Raw genomic sequence first — 19,410 nt, forward strand, 5'->3', positions numbered from 1 at the left:
TCGTCGTGTGGGCGCCGCCGACGTCAGGCGGCGTCGCGTGTCATTCCACGCGGTACGAGAGGGTGATGGTGGCACCCTTCGTGGCGGTCAGGCCGGCCTCGGGGTCGGTCGCGGTGACCGGCAGGCTGGCCTCCCAGTCGTAGAACGCGCAGGTGAAGGCCGTGCAGCGGGGGTAGCTCACCCGGAAGCCGAGCCCCTGCAACTGCGACGTGGCCGCGTCGATGGTCTTGCCTCGGACGTCCGGGATCGTGATGGGCGGCGGGCCCTTCGACACGACGAGGTTGACCGTGTCGCCCTGGCGGAGTGCCCCTTCGGCCTGCTGCTCGTAACGGATGACCTCCCCGGAGGCGACTCCGTCGCTGAACTCCGTCCCGCTCTCGACGCCCGTCAACTGGACCCCGGCGAGGGCGCTCTGGGCATCCGCCACGGAGAGGCCGGCCACGTCCGGAACGGGTCCGAGCGAGACGGTGAGCGTCACGGGCTGCTGCTCGCCGTACTGGGCGGCCCCGGCGAGATCGACCGGGGTGCCGGCGTCGTCCACGCCGCTGATCGCGAGGACGGTGCCGGCGGCCGACGCGTCGAACTGGCTCGACGTGGGCTGCAGCGTGAAGTCCGAGAGTGCGTCCGTGGCTGCCTTCTCGGTCTCGCCGACGACCGTAGGCACCGGCAGCTGCCGGGGTCCCTGGGAGACCACGAGGGTGATCGTGGAACCCTTCTGCACCCGGGTCGTGGCGTCGGGGTCCGTGCGCGTGACCTGGCCCGTGGGCACCACCGGGGAGAAGTCCGACCGGGGGTCGGGCGCGACCACGAACCCGGCCGACGTGAGGGCTGCCGTCGCCGCGGCAGGGTCCTGTCCCGTCACGTCGGGGACGGACGCCTGGGCGCCGGGCCCCGAACCGAACCACCAGCCCACCCCTCCCGCCAGCAAGGCCACCACGACGACGAGAGCCATGAGCACCCGACCCCGTCGCCGACGCCGGTCGGCGACGGCGGCGAGCGTCGTCGCGGCGTCGTCGGGTTCCGCCTGGACCGGTCCGGTCCGGTGCCGAGCCTTCGGCAGGATCTGCGTCTCGCCCGTGCCTCCGGACGGCAGGACGGAGGTCGCGCCTGCGGCCGGGAGCACCATCGTCCTGTTGGCGGGCGGTCCCGACGGATCGGCGAGCACCCGTTGCACGTCGAGCAGCTGGTCGAGCAGGGCTCGGGCGTCACGCGGGCGCTGCTCGGGGTCTCGTGCGGTGGCCCAGAGGACGAGTTCGTCCAGCTCGACGGGTACGCGGGGGTTCGCCGAGCTGGGGGTGGGGACCGTGTCGTTGGCGTGCTGGTACGCGATCTGCATGGGCTGGTCGCCCTTGTAGGGCTGCTCGCCCGTGAGCATCTCGTACATCATGATGCCGAGCGCGTAGATGTCGCTGCGGGTGTCGGCGATGCCCCGGGTCACGAGTTCGGGGGAGAGATAGGCGATCGTCCCCAACAGGGCGGCGCCCGTGGCCGTGTTGGCCGTCGCGGCCCGCGCCAGGCCGAAGTCGCCGATCTTGATGCGTCCGTCGTCGGCGAGGAGGACGTTCTCGGGCTTGAGGTCGCGGTGCACGATGCCGGCCCGGTGGGCGGCGGCGAGACCGGCGAGGACCGCCTCGAGGATGTCCATCGCCTGCTCGGGCGTCAGCACCTTGTGGTCCTGCAGGAGTTCTCGCAACGTGATGCCGGGCAGGTACTCCATGACGAGGTACGCCGAGTCGTCGTCCTGGCCCTGGTCGAAGACGTTGACGACATTCGGGTGCGCCAAGCGGGCGGCCGAGCGCGCCTCCTGGATGAAGCGCTCCTTGAACGACGCGTCGTCGGCGAGGTGGCCGTGCATGATCTTGATGGCCACGCGACGCTCGAGTCGCAGGTCGGTGGCCAGGTAGACCGTGGCCATGCCGCCCCGGGCGATGCGTGAACGGACCTCGTACCGGCCCTCGATGAGACGGCCGATCATCGGGTCAGTCTGGTTCACGCTCACCCTCGTGATTTTACGGACCGAGGGCCGTGCCGGTGCCTCAACTCACCGCACGGCGGCAAACCGCCCGACGCGCAGGCCGTCCACGGTTCAGCGGAGGGTCGCGAGCCAGGTGGTGGCGGGAGCCTCCCACTTGGCGTAGGCGTCGGGGAACGCAGAGTACTGCACGGCCTGCGCCGCCTTCGTCAGGGACATGGACTGCCACCCCTTGACGTCGAGGAGGCCTCGGGTCTTGCCCGTGTTCGGGTTGCTCGCACCGCCGAAGAAGAGCTTGGTCGCGTGCACCGGGTCGCGCAGCTGGGTGGGCGTGCCCCAACCCGTGCTCGGGCGCTGCTGGAACAGGCCGAGGGAATCCCGGTCGCCGTGGTCCAGGTTGCGGAGGCTGCTCTCTTGCGCGGCCGCCGCGAGGGCGATGACGATCGCCCGGTCTCCGACCCCGAGCTGGCGTCCCACCGAGATGATGGTCCGGGCGTTGCCGGCCTGCTCGGCCGTCAGCGTCGCGCTGACGCCCAGCGGTGCGGCCGAGGTCGACGCGACCACGGTCGTGGCGGTCGGCGCCGCGGCACCGGGCAGCGTGAGGGTCTTGCCGGCGTAGATGGTGCTGGTGAACGAGAGCCCGTTCGCGGCGAGCAGGGCTTTGACGCTCGTGCCCGACTTCGAGGCGATGGAGGCGATGGTGTCACCCCGCTGGATGACGTAGCTGCCCACGGCGGGCCCTGCGGCAGGGGCCGGCGTCGTGGGGGTGGACGCGGACGAACCCGTGGGGACGGTCAGGGTCTGGCCCGGGTAGATGATGCTCGACAGTCCCAGCCCGTTCGCCTGGATGAGCGCGCTCGTCGTGACCCCGTGGGCTCGCGCGATGGAACTCAGCGTGTCCCCGCGGACGATGACGTACCGACCGCCCGTCGCCTTCACCGGTGCGGGCGCGGACGACGGTGTGGCCGCGGCGCTCGTGGCGGCGCTCAGGCTCAGTGTCTGGCCCGGGAAGATGGTGGACTTCCAGCTGAGTCCGTTGAGGGCGAGCACGGAGGCGGTGCTCAGGCCGAACGAGCCGGCGATGCTCGCGACGGTGTCGCCGGACTTGACGGTGTAGGTGGCCGGGGCGGCACCGAAGACGCGGGCCGAGCTCGCCGCGGTCTCGACGGTGGTCGCGGTCTTCTGCTCGGGCGCCGACAGCCGAGGGGGCAGCACGGGACGCGGAGACGTGTCGGGCTTCTTCGTCGGGCTCTGGTCGAGGGCGAACACGGGACCGGTGACGCCCATGCTGAGGGCCATGGACCCCGCCAGGACGATGGGGACCGTGTTGAGCATGGACCGAGCCATGCGCGAGAGCGGTTTGCGCTCGTCGGCCCCGTCGAGAGGGCCGAACGCACCGGTCGACCGGGTGTCCTGGGTCGTCGCGGACTCGGAGTCGGGGCGGGCGGGACTGACGTCGTTCATGGGCTGATCCTCGGTTCGGGGGCGGGGACACGGTCGCTGGGTGATCGGTGAGCCGCGGTGCCACGTCGTCCCAAGTTGGCACACGTGGATATCCAAGTCAATCAGTGGGACGCATGTTGCGCATGTGACTCGCGCCGGGGGAGGAGGCCGAGGAGGCGCGGCGAGGGTCGCGAACCCGTGGCAAGGTTGTCGCGTGACCGATCTCTCTCAACGCCCCTGGTTCGCCGACACCGAATGGCTCACCGTGCCCGACCTCGTCGAGCGGCTCGGCCTCGGGGTGAGTCGCGTGCGTCGCCTGCTCGAGGAGCACGTCCTCGTCGGGACCCGCGTGGACGGCGTCACGAAGGTGCCGGCCGTCTTCCTCGACGGCTCCGAGCCGAGGCACGACCTCCGAGGCACCCTGACGGTCCTCTCGGACAACGGATTCGACGACGACGAGGCCATCGACTGGATGCTGTCCCACGACGAGGCGCTCGGCACGAGTCCCGTCGCGGCCCTCCAGGCCGGTCGCAAGGCCGAGGTCCGGCGCATCGCGCAGAGCCTGCTCTAGCCTCCACCTCGCATCGCCCCCGGCGGGCCGTCAGGCGACGGCCGGCGAGCCGTGGGCGGGTTCAGGAGGCGCGGCGCGTGACGGTCTCGGCGAGTCGCGTCAGCTGCGTCCGTGCCGACGGCGCGAGTCCGGACCTCTCGAGTGCGTGGACGGCGCGCTCGACCTGATCGGTGATCGTCTGCTCGACGGCGTCGACGGCACCGCTGTCGCGGAGCGTCGCCTGCAGCATGCTGATCTGGTCGTCGTCGAGTTCGGGGTCGCCGAGGAGTTCGTCGAGCAGTCGGACGGCACCCGGGGGCAGGGCCCGACGTGCGGTCGCCACGAGGACCGTGCGCTTGCCCTCTCGGAGGTCGTCGCCTGCGGGCTTGCCCGTGACCGACGGGTCACCGAACACGCCGAGGAGGTCGTCGCGCAGCTGGTAGGCGATGCCGAGGGGCAGTCCGAAGTGCCGCAGGGACTCGAGGGCGGACGGGTCGGCGCCGGCCATCGCCGCGCCCACGGTCAGGGGGGCCTCGACGCTGTACTTCGCCGACTTGTAGACGATGACGCGCTGGGCACGCGGCAACAGCTGCAGCTCGTCGACCGTCCGCCAGGCGTTCTCCTCGAGGATGTCGAGGTACTGGCCCACCGTGACCTCGGTCCGCATGCGGTTGAGCTCGAGGCGAGCCGAGCGGGCGGCCTCGCGGGACGGGAGGGAGTCGAGGGCCTCGCTCAGCAGTTCGTCGCTCCATGCCAGCAGCAGGTCGCCCATGAGGAGGGCGCCCGACCGGCCGAACGCCTCGGGAGACCCGAGCCAGGACCCCTCGCGGTGCAGGGCCTCGAAGCGCCGGTGCGCCGCGGGCAGCCCCCGGCGCGTGTCGGAGTTGTCCATGATGTCGTCGTGCACGAGCGCCGCCGCGTGGAAGAACTCGAGCCCTGCCGAGGCGGTCATGACCGCGTCGATCTCGCGTTCGTCGCGGGACTCTCCGAGCGGGTCGAAGCCCGTGTCGAGCCCGGCGACCGACTGCCAGCCCCAGTAGCAGAAGAGAGCACGGAACCGCTTCCCGCCGCGGAGCAGATCGCTCGAATAGAGGGAGAAGGGATCGAGGTCGGGAGCGATGCCCGTCAGGGCCGGTCGCTGGCGCTCGAGGAACCGGTCGATTCGCTCTTGAACGACGTCCACTAACCGCGTACTCTCAGCCACGCTGCCTAGCCTAGCGATAGCTGTCGGGCATACACTCGCAGCTACTCATCGCGTCGATCCCGAGGCTCCCGCCTCGCGCTTGAGAGCCCGTGCTCGAAGGGAACACCAAGATGCCACTTTCCGAACAGGAGCAGCGGCTCCTCGAAGAGATGGAGCGGAGTCTCTACAACAACGACTCCGACTTCGTGGCGACGGTCGGCAACCGCGGTGGCCGACCCAACTACACGCTCGTCGTGGTCGGGGTCCTCGGTGCGCTCGTCGGCATCGCCGTGATCGTCGCGGGCGTCATCTTCCGCCAACCCTTGATCGGTGTGGCGGGCTTCGTGGTCATGCTGGCCGGTGTCCTGTTCGCCATCGCGCCGCCCAAGCGCAAGGGGGCGGCAGCGGCCTCCGTGCCGTCCGCTCCCCGTTCCTCCACCTCGCGTCCGGCGCATCCCGCCAAGGGTGGTCTGATGGACCGTCTCAACGACCGGTGGGATCGCCGTCAAGACGGTGACGGGCGCGACGCCTAGCCTCCACGAGCACCACGACCTCAGGGGTCGGCCTTCGGGCCGGCCCCTTTTTCGTGCGCCGGACCGGCCGGTGGGACGTCTGCGACACGCAGGACGCGCCTCCTCGTGTCGTCCTCCCTCCACCGTCCTCCACCCCCGTGACCCCCGAACTGGAGCGGACCGCAGGCGAGACACGCGTGGTCGCACCCGTCTTTTCGTTGCTGGGTGGTGGGTTGTGGAGTAAAGTGGAGGCACGTGCCACAGAGGGGTGCGGGGCGAGGGGAGGCGGGCGCATGTTCCTCGGCACCTATTCGCCCAAGCTCGACGAGAAAGGGCGCATCATCCTCCCCGCGAAATTCCGTGACGAACTGGCCTCCGGCCTCGTCATGACCCGTGGGCAAGAGCGGTGCGTCTACGTCTTCAGCCAGCGCGAGTTCGAAGACATGCACTCGCGCATCCGCCAGGCGCCGGTCACGAGCAAACAGGCCCGTGACTACATGCGTCTCTTCCTCTCCGGGGCCAGCGACGAGATCCCCGACAAGCAGCACCGGGTGACCATCCCGGCGACACTGCGCGAGTACGCCGGCCTCGGTCGAGACCTCACCGTGATCGGCGCGGGCAACCGTGCCGAGATCTGGGCCACCGACGCGTGGAACACCTACTACGAGGCCCAGGAGGCCGAGTTCGCCAACACCACCGAGGAGGTGATCCCCGGGCTCTTCTAGCCCGTGGGCCCCGACCCTCAGCCGTCAGCCCTGGCGCACCTTCCCCGGTGCCAGGTCCCGACGGATGGGGATCAGGGCCGACGAGCACAGCCCGTGTCGTCATGGCCGATCAGATCCACACCCCCGTCCTCCTCGAGCGCACCCTCGAGCTCCTCGCCCCAGCCGTCTCGCGTCCCGGCGCCGTCGTCGTCGACTGCACCCTCGGCATGGGGGGTCACAGCGAAGCGATGCTGCAGGCCTTCCCCGAGCTCACCGTCGTCGGGCTCGACCGTGACACCGAGGCCCTCGCCCTGGCCGGCGAGCGGCTCGCGCCCTTCGGCGAGCGTGCCCGCCTCGTGCACACGACGTACGACGGCATCGCCGAGGCACTCGACGACCTCGACCTCGACACGGTCGACGGGGTGCTCTTCGACCTCGGCGTCTCGTCGCTGCAACTCGACCGGGTCGAGCGCGGTTTCTCGTACTCGAAGGACGCCCCGCTCGACATGCGCATGGACCCCACCTCTCCCGTCACGGCGGAGCGCGTCCTCGCCGAGTACCCCGAGAGCGAACTGCGACGCATCTTCTACCAGTACGGCGAAGAGAAGCTGGCTCCGCGCTACGCCCGACGGATCGTCGAGCACCGGGCCGACTCGCCGCTCACCCGCAGCGGTGAGCTCGTCGACCTCCTGATCGCGGCGACGCCCATGGCGTTGCAACGTGCCGGTCACCCTGCCAAGCGCGTGTTCCAGGCGCTGCGCATCGAGGTCAACGGCGAGCTGGCCTCGCTCGAAGCGGCCGTCCCGGTGGCCCTCGACCGTCTCGCCGTCGAGGGGCGGATCGTCGTGCTGGCCTACCAGTCCCTCGAGGACCGTTTCGTCAAGCGCGAGTTGGCCGCCCGCACGACGTCGACGGCACCGCAGGGTCTTCCGGTCGAGCTGCCCGAGCACCGTCCCGACTTCCGCCTGCTCGTCCGCGGGGCCGAACTGGCCTCCGACGCCGAGCGCGACCTCAACCCCCGAGCCAAGCCCGTGAGACTGCGCGCCGCCGAACGAATCCGGAGAACAGCATGAGCAGCAACCTGGCCATCGCGACCCCGTCGACCCGTCCGCAGCCGTCGTCCACCCCGGTGGCGCGTCCGGTCGAGATCGTCACGAGTCGTGCACAGCGACGGGCCCGACCGAAGATCGCCTACGCACTCATCGCGACGGCGGCGCTGTTCGTCCTCCTGCTGGCCCAATTGGCCATCAGCATCGCCCTCAGCGACGGCGCGTACAAGATCTCCGACCTGCAGGCCGCCAAGACCGAGCTCGTCCGCGACCAGCAGAAGTACAGCGAGCAACGCGACGTCCTGTCCTCGCCGCAGAACCTCGCCGCCAACGCGGACGAACTCGGCATGGTCCGCAACTCGAATCCCGTCTACCTCGATCTCGCCACGGGCGCGGTCCACGGTTCACCCGCCCCCGCGGCGGGTGCCGACGAGGCGACGTCCGGCAACCTGATCCCGAACACCCTCCTCGAGGGCGTTCCGCTCACGACCAAGGCGCCCGCGACCGCCGCTGACGACGCCGATGCCGGCACCGACCCCGCCGCCACATCCGTCGGTGCTCCGACGACGGCGGGTGTCGCGGCCGTTCCGACCGAAGCAGGCGCGGCGGACGGGGGATCGGCCGACGAGTCGGTAGCGTCGGGCGCGAACGAGCTGGCGGCTCCTCAGACCCGCTAGCGACGTGCCGTCACCGGTACATCGATCGACGACAGCGGGTCGGGCAGGCGCCCGGCCGCGGTGAGGAACCTCTCGTGAAAGCAGCTCCCCGAAGCCGCCGCCTCCGCGTGACGCTGGCGATGGCGCTGATCATCGCGCTCGTCGGCGTGTTCGTGGTGCGCTTGGCCGACATCCAGCTCGTGCAGGCGGCCGAGCTCAACGAGCAGTCCCAGAACAAGCGCGAGATCGTGCAGACGACCTACGGCGATCGTGGCGACATCACGGACGTGGACGGGACCGTGCTCGCCGGCAGCGTCACCCGGTACAACATCACGGCCGCTCCGGCGTTCGCCACGACGGCCAAGGTGAAGGGCGACGACGGCAAGACCACCGAGCTGACCGTCGACCAGGTCGTCGAGCGCATCGCGAAGATCACGGGGGGCGACGCCGCCACCATGACGAAGGCGCTGACCACCGACCCCGAGGCGAACTTCGCGTACCTGGTCAAGGGCGTCGACGTCGACGCCTTCCGCGAGGTCCGCGAGATGAACGTGTCGTGGGTGTACTTCCAGCGCCAGGCCGCACGCACCTATCCCAACGGCGCGGTGGCGGGCAACCTCACGGGCTTCATCGGCACCGACGGGCCGCAGGCCGGACTCGAGCTGAGCCAGAACGCGTGCCTGGCGGGCACCGACGGCTCCGAGACCTACGAGCGCGGAGCCGACGGCGTCCAGTTGCCCGGCAGCACCGTCACGACCAAGAAGGCCGTCGCCGGTGGCACGCTCCGTCTCACCGTCGACAGCGACCTCCAGTACATGACCCAGCAGGCGCTGGGCGAACAGGCCGAGGCCATCGGAGCCGAGTCGGCCACGGCCGTCGTCATGAAGGCGAGCGACGCCTCGCTTCTCGCGGTCGCCGACTACCCGGCCGTCGACCCCAACGACGTCAACGGCACTGCCGTCGACGACCTCGGCAGCAAGGCCTTCACCTACTCGTACGAGCCGGGGTCGACCTTCAAGGCGATGACCGCCGCCATGCTGCTCGACTCGGGCAAGGCCGATCCCGCGACGCGGGCGACGGTGCCGTACTCGCGCACGTTCCCCTGGGGTGGCGAGATCCACGACGCGACCTTCCACCCGACCGAGAACCTCACGCTCACGGGCATCCTGCGCGACTCGTCCAACGTCGGCATCTCGCTGCTCGGCCAGTCGCTGTCGGCCCAGCAACGTCACGACTACATGGTCAAGTTCGGTCTGAACGACCCCACCGGCGTGGCCTTCCTCGGCGAGCCCACGACGGGCATCCGGCCGGCCTCGCAGTGGGACCAGCAGACGAGCATCAACACGATGTTCGGGCAGGGTGTCTCGACGACCGCCATCCACATCGCGAGCATCTACCAGACGCTGGCCAACCACGGGACCCGGTTGCCGGTCAACCTCGTCGCCGGGTGCACGGCTCCCGACGGCACGGTCACCGAGACCCCCTCGGCCGAGGGCACGAGCGTCGTCTCCCCGTGGGCCGCCGACACGACCGTCAACATGCTCGAGAAGGTCGTCAGCGACGGCGACCTCAAGGACGTCCTGACGATCCCCGGGTACCGTGTCGCCGCCAAGACCGGCACCGCCGAGGTCGCGCGCTCGGACGGAACCGGCTACGGTTCTGACCGCATCGTCTCGGTGGCGGGCATCGCTCCGGCCGAGAACCCGCAATACGTCGTCGTCGTGACCTTCACCAAGCCCAGTACCATCAAGACGTCGGCCGCTGCGGCGCCGACCTTCAACAAGATCATGTCCCAGGTCCTCGAGATGTATCGGGTCCCTCCGTCGACGGAGCCGGCACCCAGCCTGCCCGAGACCTGGTGAGAGAAGAGGATTCTTTGAGCGCCCGGATCCCCCCGGTCCTTCGACCGGAACATCCGTCGGCGAGGTCACTCGCCCAACTGGTCAGCGAGTTCGGACTCGAGCACGAGGGTTCCCTCGACGGCATCGAGATCACCGGCATCACGCTGAGCACGGCGGACCTCCACCCCGGCGACCTGTACGTGGGCGTGCCCGGCGCGCACCGGCACGGAGCCGAGTTCGCCGACCAGGCACGGGACGGCGGTGCCGTGGCCCTGCTGACCGACGCCGCGGGTGCCGAGCTGGCCCGGTCCAGCGGTCTGCCCGTCGTCCTCGTCGACTCGCCCCGGGCGGCCCTCGGCGAGCTCTCGGCCTGGATCTATCGCACCGACAGCGACGACGCGCCCCTGCTCCTCGCGGTCACCGGCACCAACGGGAAGACCAGCACGTCGTACCTGCTCGAGGGCGTCCTGCGGCAGCTGGGCCTCGTCACCGGCCTCAGCAGCACGGCCGAGCGTCACATCGGCGACCTCACCGTCGTCAGCCGCCTCACGACCCCCGAGGCCAGCGAGATGCACGCCCTGCTGGCCCGCATGCGCGAGAGCGAGGTGCGTGCGGTCGCCGTCGAGGTCAGTGCGCAGGCACTCAGCCGCAACCGCGTCGACGGTCTCGTCTTCGACGTCGCCGCCTTCACCAACCTCAGCCACGACCACCTCGACGACTACGCCGACATGGAGGAGTACTTCCAGGCCAAGCTGCCGCTCTTCCAGCCCGACCGTGCCCGTCGTGCCGTGGTGTCGCTCGACTCGCCGTACGGGCAGCGCGTGGTGGACAACGCTCGCATCCCCCTGACGACGATCACGATCCTCCCCGACGTCGAGGCCGACTGGACGGTCCAGATCCTCGACGAGCAGGCCGCGTACACGGAGTTCCGCCTGTCGGGCCCTGAGCAGCGCTCGCTCGTGACGCGCGTCCCGCTGATCGGGTGGCACATGGTCGCGAACGCGGCCCTGGCGATCGTCATGCTGGTCGAGGCGGGCTTCGAGCTCGAGGCCATCGGTCAGGCCCTCGACGCCGACGGCGGCATCGTGGCCTACCTGCCCGGGCGCACCGAGCGCGTCTCGGGCGACACCGGCCCGAGCGTCTACGTCGACTTCGGCCACAGCCCGGACGCGTTCCTGACCACGCTCGCCGCGGTCCGCACCTTCACGCCCGGCAAGGTCATCATGCTGTTCGGTGCGGACGGCGACCGCGACACGACGAAGCGCGGTGAGATGGCCCGGGTGGCCGCCGCCGGTTCCGACATCCTCGTCGTGACCGACCACCACCCCCGCTTCGAGGACCCGGCCTCGATCCGCAAGACCCTCGTCGACGCCGCCCGCGAGGCCTACCCCGAGCACGAGATCCACGAGGTCAGCCCGCCCGAGGCCGCCATCCGTGCGGCCGTGGCCCTGGCCGGTGCGGGGGACTCGATCCTCTGGGCCGGCCCCGGCCACCAGGACTACCGCGACATCCGTGGCGAGCGCACCCCGTACTCCGCTCGCGACGAGGCCCGAGCGGCCCTGCGCGAAGCCGGGTGGTCCGAGTGATCGCGCTCACGCCCCTCCAGATCGCCGAGATCACCGGCGGACGCCTGGTCCACCCCGAGGAGGCGCGGGTCGCGACCCCGGTCGACGGCACGGTCGAGACCGACTCGCGTCTGGTCACCCCGGGGTCCGTCTTCTTCGCCCTGCGTGGTGAGGTCACCGACGGCCACCTCTTCGTCGAGGCCGCCACCGCGAACGGCGCGGCCCTCGTGGTCGCCGAGCGCGAGGTCGAGACGACCGCACCGCTCGTCGTCGTCGACGACGGAGTCGTCGCGCTGTCGCGCCTCGCCGCTGCCGTCGTCGAGCACGTCCGGGGTCTCGGCCGGCTGAAGGTCGTCGGCGTCACGGGCTCCAACGGCAAGACGAGCACCAAGAACATGCTGCGTGCCGTCCTCGGCGACGTCGCGGCCACCGTCGCCCCTCAGGGGTCGTTCAACAACCACGTCGGTGCTCCGATCTCGATGCTGCGCATCGACGAGGCCACCGAGTACCTGGTCGTCGAGATGGGTGCGAGCGGGCCGGGCGAGATCGCCCGTCTCGTCGACATCGCCCGTCCCGACACCGGGGTGGTGCTGAAGGTCGGGCTCGCCCACGCGGGCGGCTTCGGCGGCATCGAGGGCACCCGTGCGGCCAAGGCCGAGATGGTGACCGACCTGCCCGCCACGGGAACGGCCGTCCTCAACGCCGACGACGACCGCGTCGCCGGCATGGCGTCCGTGACCGCCGCCCGGGTCGTGACCTTCGGGCAGAGCCCGTCGGCCGACTACCGGGCATCCGACATCGACGTCTCGGCCGCCGGCACCTCCTTCACCTTCGAGTACGGCGACACGAGTCGCCGGGTGTCGCTGCGCATCCTCGGCGAGCACCACGTGATGAACGCCCTGGCGGCCCTGAGCGTCGTCGGAGAATGGGGCGTCGACCTCGACCGGGCCGTCGAGGTCCTCGAGGGCGTGACGCGGGCCGAGCGTTGGCGCATGGAGGTCCTCGACGCACCCGGCGGCGTCACCGTCGTGAACGACGCCTACAACGCGAGCCCCGACTCGGTCGCCGCGGCCCTGAAGACGCTCGCCCAGATCACCGGTCCCGACCACCGCTCGGTGGCCGTCCTCGGCGAGATGGCCGAGCTCGGCGAGTACGCGCGTGACGAGCACGACCGCGTCGGCCGACTGGTCGTCCGGTTGAACGTCCGCCAACTCGTGGTCGTCGGCCACGAGGCGCGGCACATCCACATGGCGGCGGGCCTCGAAGGCTCGTGGGACGGAGAAAGCGTGCTGGTCGACACGATCGACGAGGCCTACGACCTCCTGCAGGGCACCCTGCGAGCCGGGGACGTCGTCCTCGTGAAGTCGTCCAAGTCGGCCGGCCTGCGCCTCCTGGGCGACCGTCTGGCCGGGGTGACCGCATGATCGCGCTGTTGATCGGCGGCGGGTTCTCCCTCGCCTTCACGCTTCTGATGACGCCGGCGTTCATCAAGCTCTTCCATCGCCTCGGCTGGGGTCAGTTCATCCGCGACGACGGTCCGCAGTCGCACCACACGAAGCGCGGCACGGCGACCATGGGCGGCATCGTCCTGATCATCGGCACGGTGCTCGGCTACTTCATCGGTCACCTGGTCGGCCGGGACGAGCTCACGCTCAGCGGGATGCTCGTTCTCTTCATGATGGTCGGCCTCGGCGTGGTCGGGTTCCTCGACGACTTCCTCAAGGTGCGCAACCAGCGCAGCCTCGGGCTCGGCGGCTGGGCGAAGATCGCCGGGCAGGTGGTCGTGGGGGCGGTGTTCGCCGTCCTGGCGCTCTCGTTCACGAACGAGCGCGGGCTCGCGCCCGCGTCGACGATGATCTCCGGCCTCCGGGACATCCCGTGGCTCGACTTCATGTTCTTCGGGACGATCGTCGGCGGCGGGTTGTTCCTGATCTGGGTCGTCCTGATCACCGTGAGCACCTCGAACGGCGTCAACGTCGCCGACGGCCTGGACGGCCTCGCCACGGGTGCGTCGATCCTCGCGATCGCGTCGTACATCTTCATCGGCTTCTGGCAGAACAACCAGCTCTGCACCAGCGTGCGTCTCGACGAGGCCACTCGTGCCGCCTGCTACCAGGTGGCCGACCCGCTCGACCTCGCCGTCGTCGCCGCCTGCATCTGCGGTGGGCTCATCGGCTTCCTCTGGTGGAACACCTCACCCGCCCAGATCTTCCTGGGCGACACGGGGTCGCTCGGCCTCGGCGGGGCGCTGGCCGCCCTGGCGATCCTCAGCCGCACCGAACTGCTGCTCGTCCTGATCGGTGGTCTCTTCATCGTCGTCACGGGATCGGTGATCCTGCAACGCGCGTACTTCAAGATCACGAAGGGCAAGCGCATCTTCCTGATGAGCCCGCTGCACCACCACTTCGAGCTCAAGGGCTGGGCCGAGGTGACCGTCGTCGTCCGCTTCTGGATCATCGCCGGGCTCTTCGTCGCCGCCGGCGTCGGCACCTTCTACCTCGAATGGATCCTCCGCACCTCATGAGCGACGGCAGCACCGCCCCCCTGGTCGAGCGACTGGCCGGGCTCGACAGCTGGCACGCCGACTGGTCGGGCCTGCGCGTGGCCGTCCTCGGACTCGGCACGACCGGCTTCTCGGTGGCCGACACCCTGGCCGAGCTGGGCGCCGACGTCCTGGTCGTGGCACCCGCGGTCGAGCCCGACAAGGCCGAACTGCTGCAGCTGATCGGGGCGCGTCTCGACGAGGTCGAGTCCCTCGAGGCGCCCTCGTCCACGCTCACGGCCTTCGACGCGCAGCTCGTGGTCGCCAGTCCGGGCTTCGCCCCGCATCACCCTCTGGTCCGGTGGGCCGTCGAGTCGGGCCTGGCCGTCTGGGGCGACGTCGAACTCGCCTGGCGCGTCCGCGACAAGGTCGAGCGCGTGGCCGACTGGGTGCTCGTCACGGGGACCAACGGGAAGACCACGACGACGCAGCTGGCGGCGGCGATGGCCGCCGCGGACGGCCGCCGCGTGGCGCCCTGCGGCAACATCGGCGTCCCCGTCCTCGACGCGGTGCGCGACCCCGACGGCTTCGACCTGTTCGTCGTCGAGCTCTCCAGCCATCAACTGCACTACCTGCCCACCGCGGGCCCCGGTGCCCTCCGGCCCCGCGCCTCCGTCTGTCTCAACCTCGAGGCGGACCACCTCGAGTGGCACGGCGGGGCGGACGCCTACCGCGCCGCCAAGGCGAAGGTGTACGAGAACACGGTCGTGGCCTGCGTCTACAACAAGGCCGACGAGGCCACCCTCCGCATGGTCGAGGACGCCGACGTCGAAGAGGGCTGCCGTGCCGTGGGCTTCGGGCTCGACGCCCCGGGCCCGAGCGAGGTCGGCATCGTGACGGGCGACGGCGTCGCCGTGCTGGCCGACCGGGCGTTCCTCGCCGAGCGTCGGACCCAGGCGCTCGAACTGACCACCCGGGAGGCGCTCCAGGGCGTCGGCCTCGGTGCCGACCACCTCGTCGAGGACGTGCTCGCCGCCGCCGCGCTCGTGCGTGCGGTGGGCGTCGCCCCGGTCTCGATCCGGGACGCCCTCGCCGGTTTCGCGGTGGACCACCACCGCACCGAGGTCGTCGCCGAGTCCGGCGGAGTGACGTGGGTGGACGACTCGAAGGCGACCAACCCCCACGCCGCGCGCGCCTCCTTGACGGCCTTCCCGTCGGTCGTATGGATCGTCGGCGGCCTCTTCAAGGGCGTCGACGTCGAGCCGCTCGTCCTCGAGTCGACGGGCGCCGTCCGGGCGGCCGTGTTCGTGGGGGTCGACCGTGAGCCCCTCCGGCAGGCCTTCTCCCGACACGCGCCCGGCATCCCCGTCTTCGAGGTCGACGCCACCGACACTGAGCAGGTGATGCCGACGGCCGTGCGCCTCGCCGCGAGCGTGGCCCGACCCGGAGACACCGTGCTCCTGGCCCCGGCGGCGGCGTCCATGGACCAGTTCACCGACTACACGGCCCGCGGGCGATCCTTCGCCCAGGCCGTACACGAACACTTGAGGGGTGACGTCGATGGCCAACCCGCCGTCCAGCCTCCCGCGCCGTCGGCCGACTGAGTCCGGTCGCACGAGCCGCGGGCCCGTCCAGCCGACCGAGGACGCGTCGAGCGGCCCGGGGTCGTCGAAGCGCACCGCCGGTGCCGTCGTCCGTGTCAAGAAGCTCTTCGCCGCCGAGACCGGCTCGTACTTCGTGATCCTCGGCACGACGCTGTTCATGGTCGTGCTCGGGCTCGTCATGGTGCTCTCGTCCTCGTCGGTCGAGCAGTACATCTCGTCACGACACACGTCGTTCTTCGGCGCGTTCATCCGACAGGGCACGTACGCGGCCGTGGGCATCCCGCTCATGCTCATCGTGTCGCGGCTGCCCGTGTCGTTCCTCAAGCGCTGGGCGTGGCACGTCCTGGGCGCGACGATCGTCCTGCAACTCCTCGTGTTCTCGCCCCTCGGCTACGAGATCGGCGGCAACCGCAACTGGATCGACCTGGGTTCCTTCACGGCGCAGCCATCCGAGGCCGTCAAGCTCGCGCTGGCGATCTGGCTCGGCATGATCCTCTCGGTCAAACGCGACCTGCTCGACGACTGGAAGCACCTGGCGATCCCGCTCGTGCCCGTGGCCGGCGTCGCGATCGGCCTCGTCGTGCTCGGCGGCGACCTCGGGACGACCATGATCATGCTCCTGCTCGTCTTCGCGGCCGTCTGGTTCGCCGGTGTCCGGTTGCGCTACCTGCTCGCTCCGCTCGCGTTCCTGGCGATCGTCGTGCCCCTGATCGCCCAGGGTTCTAGCTCGCGCAACTCACGCATCGCCGCCTGGCTGTCGGGCTGCACCGACTCGAGCCAGTACCAGGCCGAGTGCTGGCAGACCCTGCACGGCACCTGGGCCCTGGCCTCGGGGGGACTCTTCGGCGTCGGCCTCGGCAACTCGAAGTCGAAGTGGTCCTGGCTGCCCGAGGCCGACAACGACTTCATCTTCGCCATCGTCGGTGAAGAGCTCGGGCTGATCGGTGCGATGGTCGTGTTGGCGCTGTTCATCGTCCTCGCCGTGGGTTTCGTCAAGATCATCCGCCGCACGAACGACCCCTTCGTCCGCGTGACGACCGGCGCCATCACGGCGTGGATCATCGGCCAGGCGCTCGTCAACATCGCGGTCGTGCTGGGGCTGCTGCCCGTGCTGGGCGTCCCCCTGCCGCTCATCTCGGCGGGTGGGTCGGCGTTGATCGTCACGCTCGTGGCCATCGGCGTGGTTCTCTCGTTCGCCCGGGTGCCCGAAGAGGCCGACGCGCCGCAGGGGCTCCCGCGACAGCGGGTAGGGTCTCTGCGGTGACGACGTATCTTCTCGCCGGCGGTGGCACCGCCGGGCACGTGAACCCCCTCCTCGCCGTGGCGGATCGGCTCCGACGACGCGAGCCCGACGCGACCGTCCTCGTGCTCGGCACGGCCGAGGGGCTCGAGGCCCGGCTCGTCCCGCAACGAGGGTACGAGCTGCTGACCGTGCCCCGGCTGCCCTTCCCCCGCAGGCCCTCCGCGGCGGCCCTGCGCTTCCCGGGTCGACTCGCGGGCGCGATCGGCGGCATCCGGTCCTTGCTCGCACAGCACGACGTCGACGTCGTCGTGGGTTTCGGTGGCTACGCAGCCGCCCCCGCCTACGTCGCCGCATGGCGGTCGAAGGTGCCCGTGGTCGTCCACGAAGCCAACGCGAAGCCCGGCATGGCGAACGTCCTCGGCTCGTTCCTCTCGTCCCACGTCGGCGTCGTCTTCCGCTCCACCCGCCTCCGGGGCGGACGGCAGGTCGGCATGCCGTTGCGTGACGAGATCGAGTCCCTCGACCGTCGAGCCCACCGCGACGAGTCCGCCGCGACGTTCGACCTCGACCCCTCGCGGCCGACGCTGCTCGTCACGGGCGGCTCGACCGGTGCCCGACGCCTCAACGAGACCATGTCGAAGGCAGCCGTCAGCGTGCTCGGCGCCGGCTGGCAGATCCTGCACATCACGGGTGAGAAATCCGACCTCACCTCGACCGATCTCGACGGCCACCACCTGGTCCGGTACTGCGACCGCATGGACCTCGCGCTCTCGGCGGCCGACTTCGTCGTCTCCCGGGCCGGGTCGGCCACGGTCAGCGAGCTCACCGCGCTCGGCCTGCCCTCGGTGCTCGTGCCCTACCCGGTGGGCAACGGCGAGCAGCGCCACAACGCCACCGACGTCGTCGGTGCCGGGGGAGCACTGCTCGTCGCCGACGCCGACTTCACGCCCGCGTGGGTCGAGCGCACGCTCGTCCCGCTGCTGCTCGACCGGGCCGTCGTGGCCGACATGGCGGTCCGTGCCGCCTCGGTCGGGGTGCGCGACGGCACCGACCGCACGGTCGACCTCGTCCTCGACGCCGTGGGCCGCGCCTCCTCGTCCTCCCAGAACTCCGACCTCAGCGAGACATCATGATCAAGCCCGACCTCGACCAATCGATCCCCGCCGAACTCGGCGCCGTCCACTTCGTCGGCATCGGCGGCTCCGGCATGAGCGGCATCGCTCGAGTGTTCCTGGCCGCCGGCCACCGGGTCACGGGGTCGGACGCCCGCGACAGCGCAGCCGTCGAGTCGCTCCGGTCGCTGGGCGCCGAGATCGCGATCGGCCACGACGCCGCCAACGTGGGCGACGCCGACACGCTCGTGGTGACCGGGGCGCTCTGGCAGGACAACCCCGAGTACCAACTCGCGCTGGCGAAGGGCCTGCCGGTCCTGCACCGCTCGCAGGCACTCGCCTGGCTCATCGGGCAGCAGCGGCTCGTCTCGGTGGCGGGTGCGCACGGGAAGACCACGTCCACCGGCATGATCGTCACCGCCCTGCTCGCCGCGGGGCACGACCCCAGCTTCGTGAACGGCGGGGTCATCCAGTCGCTGGGCGTCAGCGCGCGCGGCGGCGACGACGACCTGTTCGTCGTCGAGGCCGACGAGTCCGACGGGTCGTTCCTGCTCTACGACACCTCGGTCGCCCTGATCACGAACGTCGACGCCGACCACCTCGACCACTACGGTTCGCACGAGGCGTTCGACGACGCCTTCGTCCGGTTCGCGTCGGCCGCGCGCGAGTTCGTCGTGGTCTCGAGCGACGACGCCGGTGCCGTCCGTGTCGCCGGGCGTCTCGATCACCCGCACGTCGTGACCTTCGGCGAGGCCGCCGACGCCGACGTGCGGCTGAGCGACATCGCCTCGACCGGTCCGGTCTCGTTCACGCTGCACGCCGAGGGTCGTTCGTGGCCCGTGCAGTTGCGAGTGCCCGGGCGGCACAACGCCGTCAACGCCGCCGGTGCCTTCGCCGTCCTCGCCGGTCTGGGGGTCGACCCCGAGGCCGCCATCGCGGGTCTCGAGACGTTCGGGGGAACCGAACGACGGTTCGAACTGCACGGTGTCGTCCGAGGCGTCAGCGTGTACGACGACTACGCCCATCACCCCACCGAGGTCGCCGCCGCCCTGCAGGCCGCGCGCTCCGTGGTGGGCGACGGGCGCCTCATCGCCGTGCACCAACCCCATCTCTACAGCCGGACGCGCATGATGGCCGGCGAGTTCGCCGAGACCTACGAGCGCCTCGCGGACCACACCATCGTGCTCGACGTGTACGGTGCGCGCGAGGACCCCGAGCCCGGCGTCACCGGCGCGCTCGTGTCCGAACGCTTCGCCGACCCCGACCGCGTCGACTTCGTGTCCGACTGGCAGGCCGCGGCCGACCGCACCGCCGAGGTCGCGCGCGACGGGGACTTCGTCATCACGCTCGGTTGCGGCGACGTCTACCGCATCGTGCCGCAACTGCTCGGCTCGCTCGACGCGGCTCACGAGCCCGTCGTCGCCGTCGCGGAGGACTCCGCGGAGTGACTCGTCACAGCAGGTCCGTGGCGTCGGGGGCCCTCCGATGAAGCGG

Annotated in this window: 16 protein-coding genes; 13 read left to right on the forward strand and 3 right to left on the reverse strand. The window is 70.7% G+C overall.

The genetic code is table 11. From position 1 onward, the window contains the following. Positions 1-40: 40 nt before the first annotated feature. On the reverse strand, positions 41-1,999 hold the full coding sequence (gene pknB, locus BIV04_RS00085; protein WP_071253214.1) for a Stk1 family PASTA domain-containing Ser/Thr kinase: 1,959 nt from the start codon (positions 1,997-1,999) through the stop codon (positions 41-43). An 87-nt stretch (positions 2,000-2,086) separates the two neighbouring features. Beyond that, complete coding sequence (locus BIV04_RS00090; RefSeq protein WP_255364085.1) at positions 2,087-3,436, reverse strand: LysM peptidoglycan-binding domain-containing protein; 1,350 nt, start codon at positions 3,434-3,436, stop codon at positions 2,087-2,089. Between the two features lie 193 nt (positions 3,437-3,629). Between BIV04_RS00090 and BIV04_RS00095 the strand changes: the two genes are divergently transcribed. Beyond that, a complete protein-coding gene (locus BIV04_RS00095; protein WP_055973046.1) occupies positions 3,630-3,986 on the forward strand; it encodes an Rv2175c family DNA-binding protein in 357 nt (118 codons plus the stop codon). A 61-nt stretch (positions 3,987-4,047) separates the two neighbouring features. On the opposite strand, the gene BIV04_RS00100 is transcribed toward BIV04_RS00095, so the two are convergent. Beyond that, positions 4,048-5,169 (reverse strand): polyprenyl synthetase family protein, encoded by a 1,122-nt coding sequence (locus BIV04_RS00100; RefSeq protein ID WP_071253216.1) that lies wholly within the window; start codon positions 5,167-5,169, stop codon positions 4,048-4,050. A gap of 110 nt (positions 5,170-5,279) precedes the next feature. Between BIV04_RS00100 and BIV04_RS00105 the strand changes: the two genes are divergently transcribed. The 12 genes from BIV04_RS00105 (at position 5,280) to murC (ending at position 19,364) form a co-directional block, all read left to right on the forward strand. Beyond that, positions 5,280-5,681: a DUF3040 domain-containing protein gene (locus BIV04_RS00105; protein WP_071254542.1), complete on the forward strand. Its 402-nt coding sequence runs from the start codon at positions 5,280-5,282 to the stop codon at positions 5,679-5,681. A gap of 272 nt (positions 5,682-5,953) precedes the next feature. Next, positions 5,954-6,385, forward strand: coding sequence for a division/cell wall cluster transcriptional repressor MraZ (gene mraZ, locus BIV04_RS00110; RefSeq protein WP_055973040.1), 432 nt, complete (start codon positions 5,954-5,956; stop codon positions 6,383-6,385). 101 nt (positions 6,386-6,486) lie between these two features. Further along, a complete protein-coding gene (gene rsmH / locus BIV04_RS00115; protein ID WP_055973037.1) occupies positions 6,487-7,437 on the forward strand; it encodes a 16S rRNA (cytosine(1402)-N(4))-methyltransferase RsmH in 951 nt (316 codons plus the stop codon). Next, positions 7,434-8,090: a hypothetical protein gene (locus BIV04_RS00120; protein WP_071253219.1), complete on the forward strand. Its 657-nt coding sequence runs from the start codon at positions 7,434-7,436 to the stop codon at positions 8,088-8,090. The genes rsmH and BIV04_RS00120 overlap by 4 nt, the downstream gene beginning before the upstream one ends. Positions 8,091-8,164: 74 nt before the next feature. After that, positions 8,165-9,931, forward strand: coding sequence for a penicillin-binding protein 2 (locus BIV04_RS00125; RefSeq protein ID WP_255364086.1), 1,767 nt, complete (start codon positions 8,165-8,167; stop codon positions 9,929-9,931). A gap of 14 nt (positions 9,932-9,945) precedes the next feature. After that, on the forward strand, positions 9,946-11,496 hold the full coding sequence (locus BIV04_RS00130) for a Mur ligase family protein (protein ID WP_071253221.1): 1,551 nt from the start codon (positions 9,946-9,948) through the stop codon (positions 11,494-11,496). Continuing rightward, complete coding sequence (gene murF / locus BIV04_RS00135) at positions 11,493-12,899, forward strand: UDP-N-acetylmuramoyl-tripeptide--D-alanyl-D-alanine ligase (RefSeq protein WP_071253223.1); 1,407 nt, start codon at positions 11,493-11,495, stop codon at positions 12,897-12,899. Before BIV04_RS00130 ends, murF begins: the two co-directional genes overlap by 4 nt. After that, positions 12,896-13,999 (forward strand): phospho-N-acetylmuramoyl-pentapeptide-transferase, encoded by a 1,104-nt coding sequence (mraY, locus tag BIV04_RS00140; protein ID WP_071253225.1) that lies wholly within the window; start codon positions 12,896-12,898, stop codon positions 13,997-13,999. The genes murF and mraY overlap by 4 nt, the downstream gene beginning before the upstream one ends. Beyond that, positions 13,996-15,561: a UDP-N-acetylmuramoyl-L-alanine--D-glutamate ligase gene (murD, locus tag BIV04_RS00145; protein ID WP_071254546.1), complete on the forward strand. Its 1,566-nt coding sequence runs from the start codon at positions 13,996-13,998 to the stop codon at positions 15,559-15,561. The genes mraY and murD overlap by 4 nt, the downstream gene beginning before the upstream one ends. Further along, on the forward strand, positions 15,518-16,825 hold the full coding sequence (ftsW, locus tag BIV04_RS00150; RefSeq protein WP_071253231.1) for a putative lipid II flippase FtsW: 1,308 nt from the start codon (positions 15,518-15,520) through the stop codon (positions 16,823-16,825). The genes murD and ftsW overlap by 44 nt, the downstream gene beginning before the upstream one ends. Further along, entirely contained in the window at positions 16,822-17,937 is a 1,116-nt protein-coding gene (locus BIV04_RS00155; protein WP_071253233.1) for a glycosyltransferase, read from the forward strand. Before ftsW ends, BIV04_RS00155 begins: the two co-directional genes overlap by 4 nt. After that, entirely contained in the window at positions 17,934-19,364 is a 1,431-nt protein-coding gene (gene murC, locus BIV04_RS00160) for a UDP-N-acetylmuramate--L-alanine ligase (protein ID WP_071253234.1), read from the forward strand. The genes BIV04_RS00155 and murC overlap by 4 nt, the downstream gene beginning before the upstream one ends. Positions 19,365-19,410 lie beyond the last annotated feature (46 nt).

Source organism: Frigoribacterium sp. MCBA15_019 (assembly GCF_001864945.1).
In the GTDB taxonomy this organism is placed as follows: Bacteria; Actinomycetota; Actinomycetes; order Actinomycetales; family Microbacteriaceae; genus Frigoribacterium.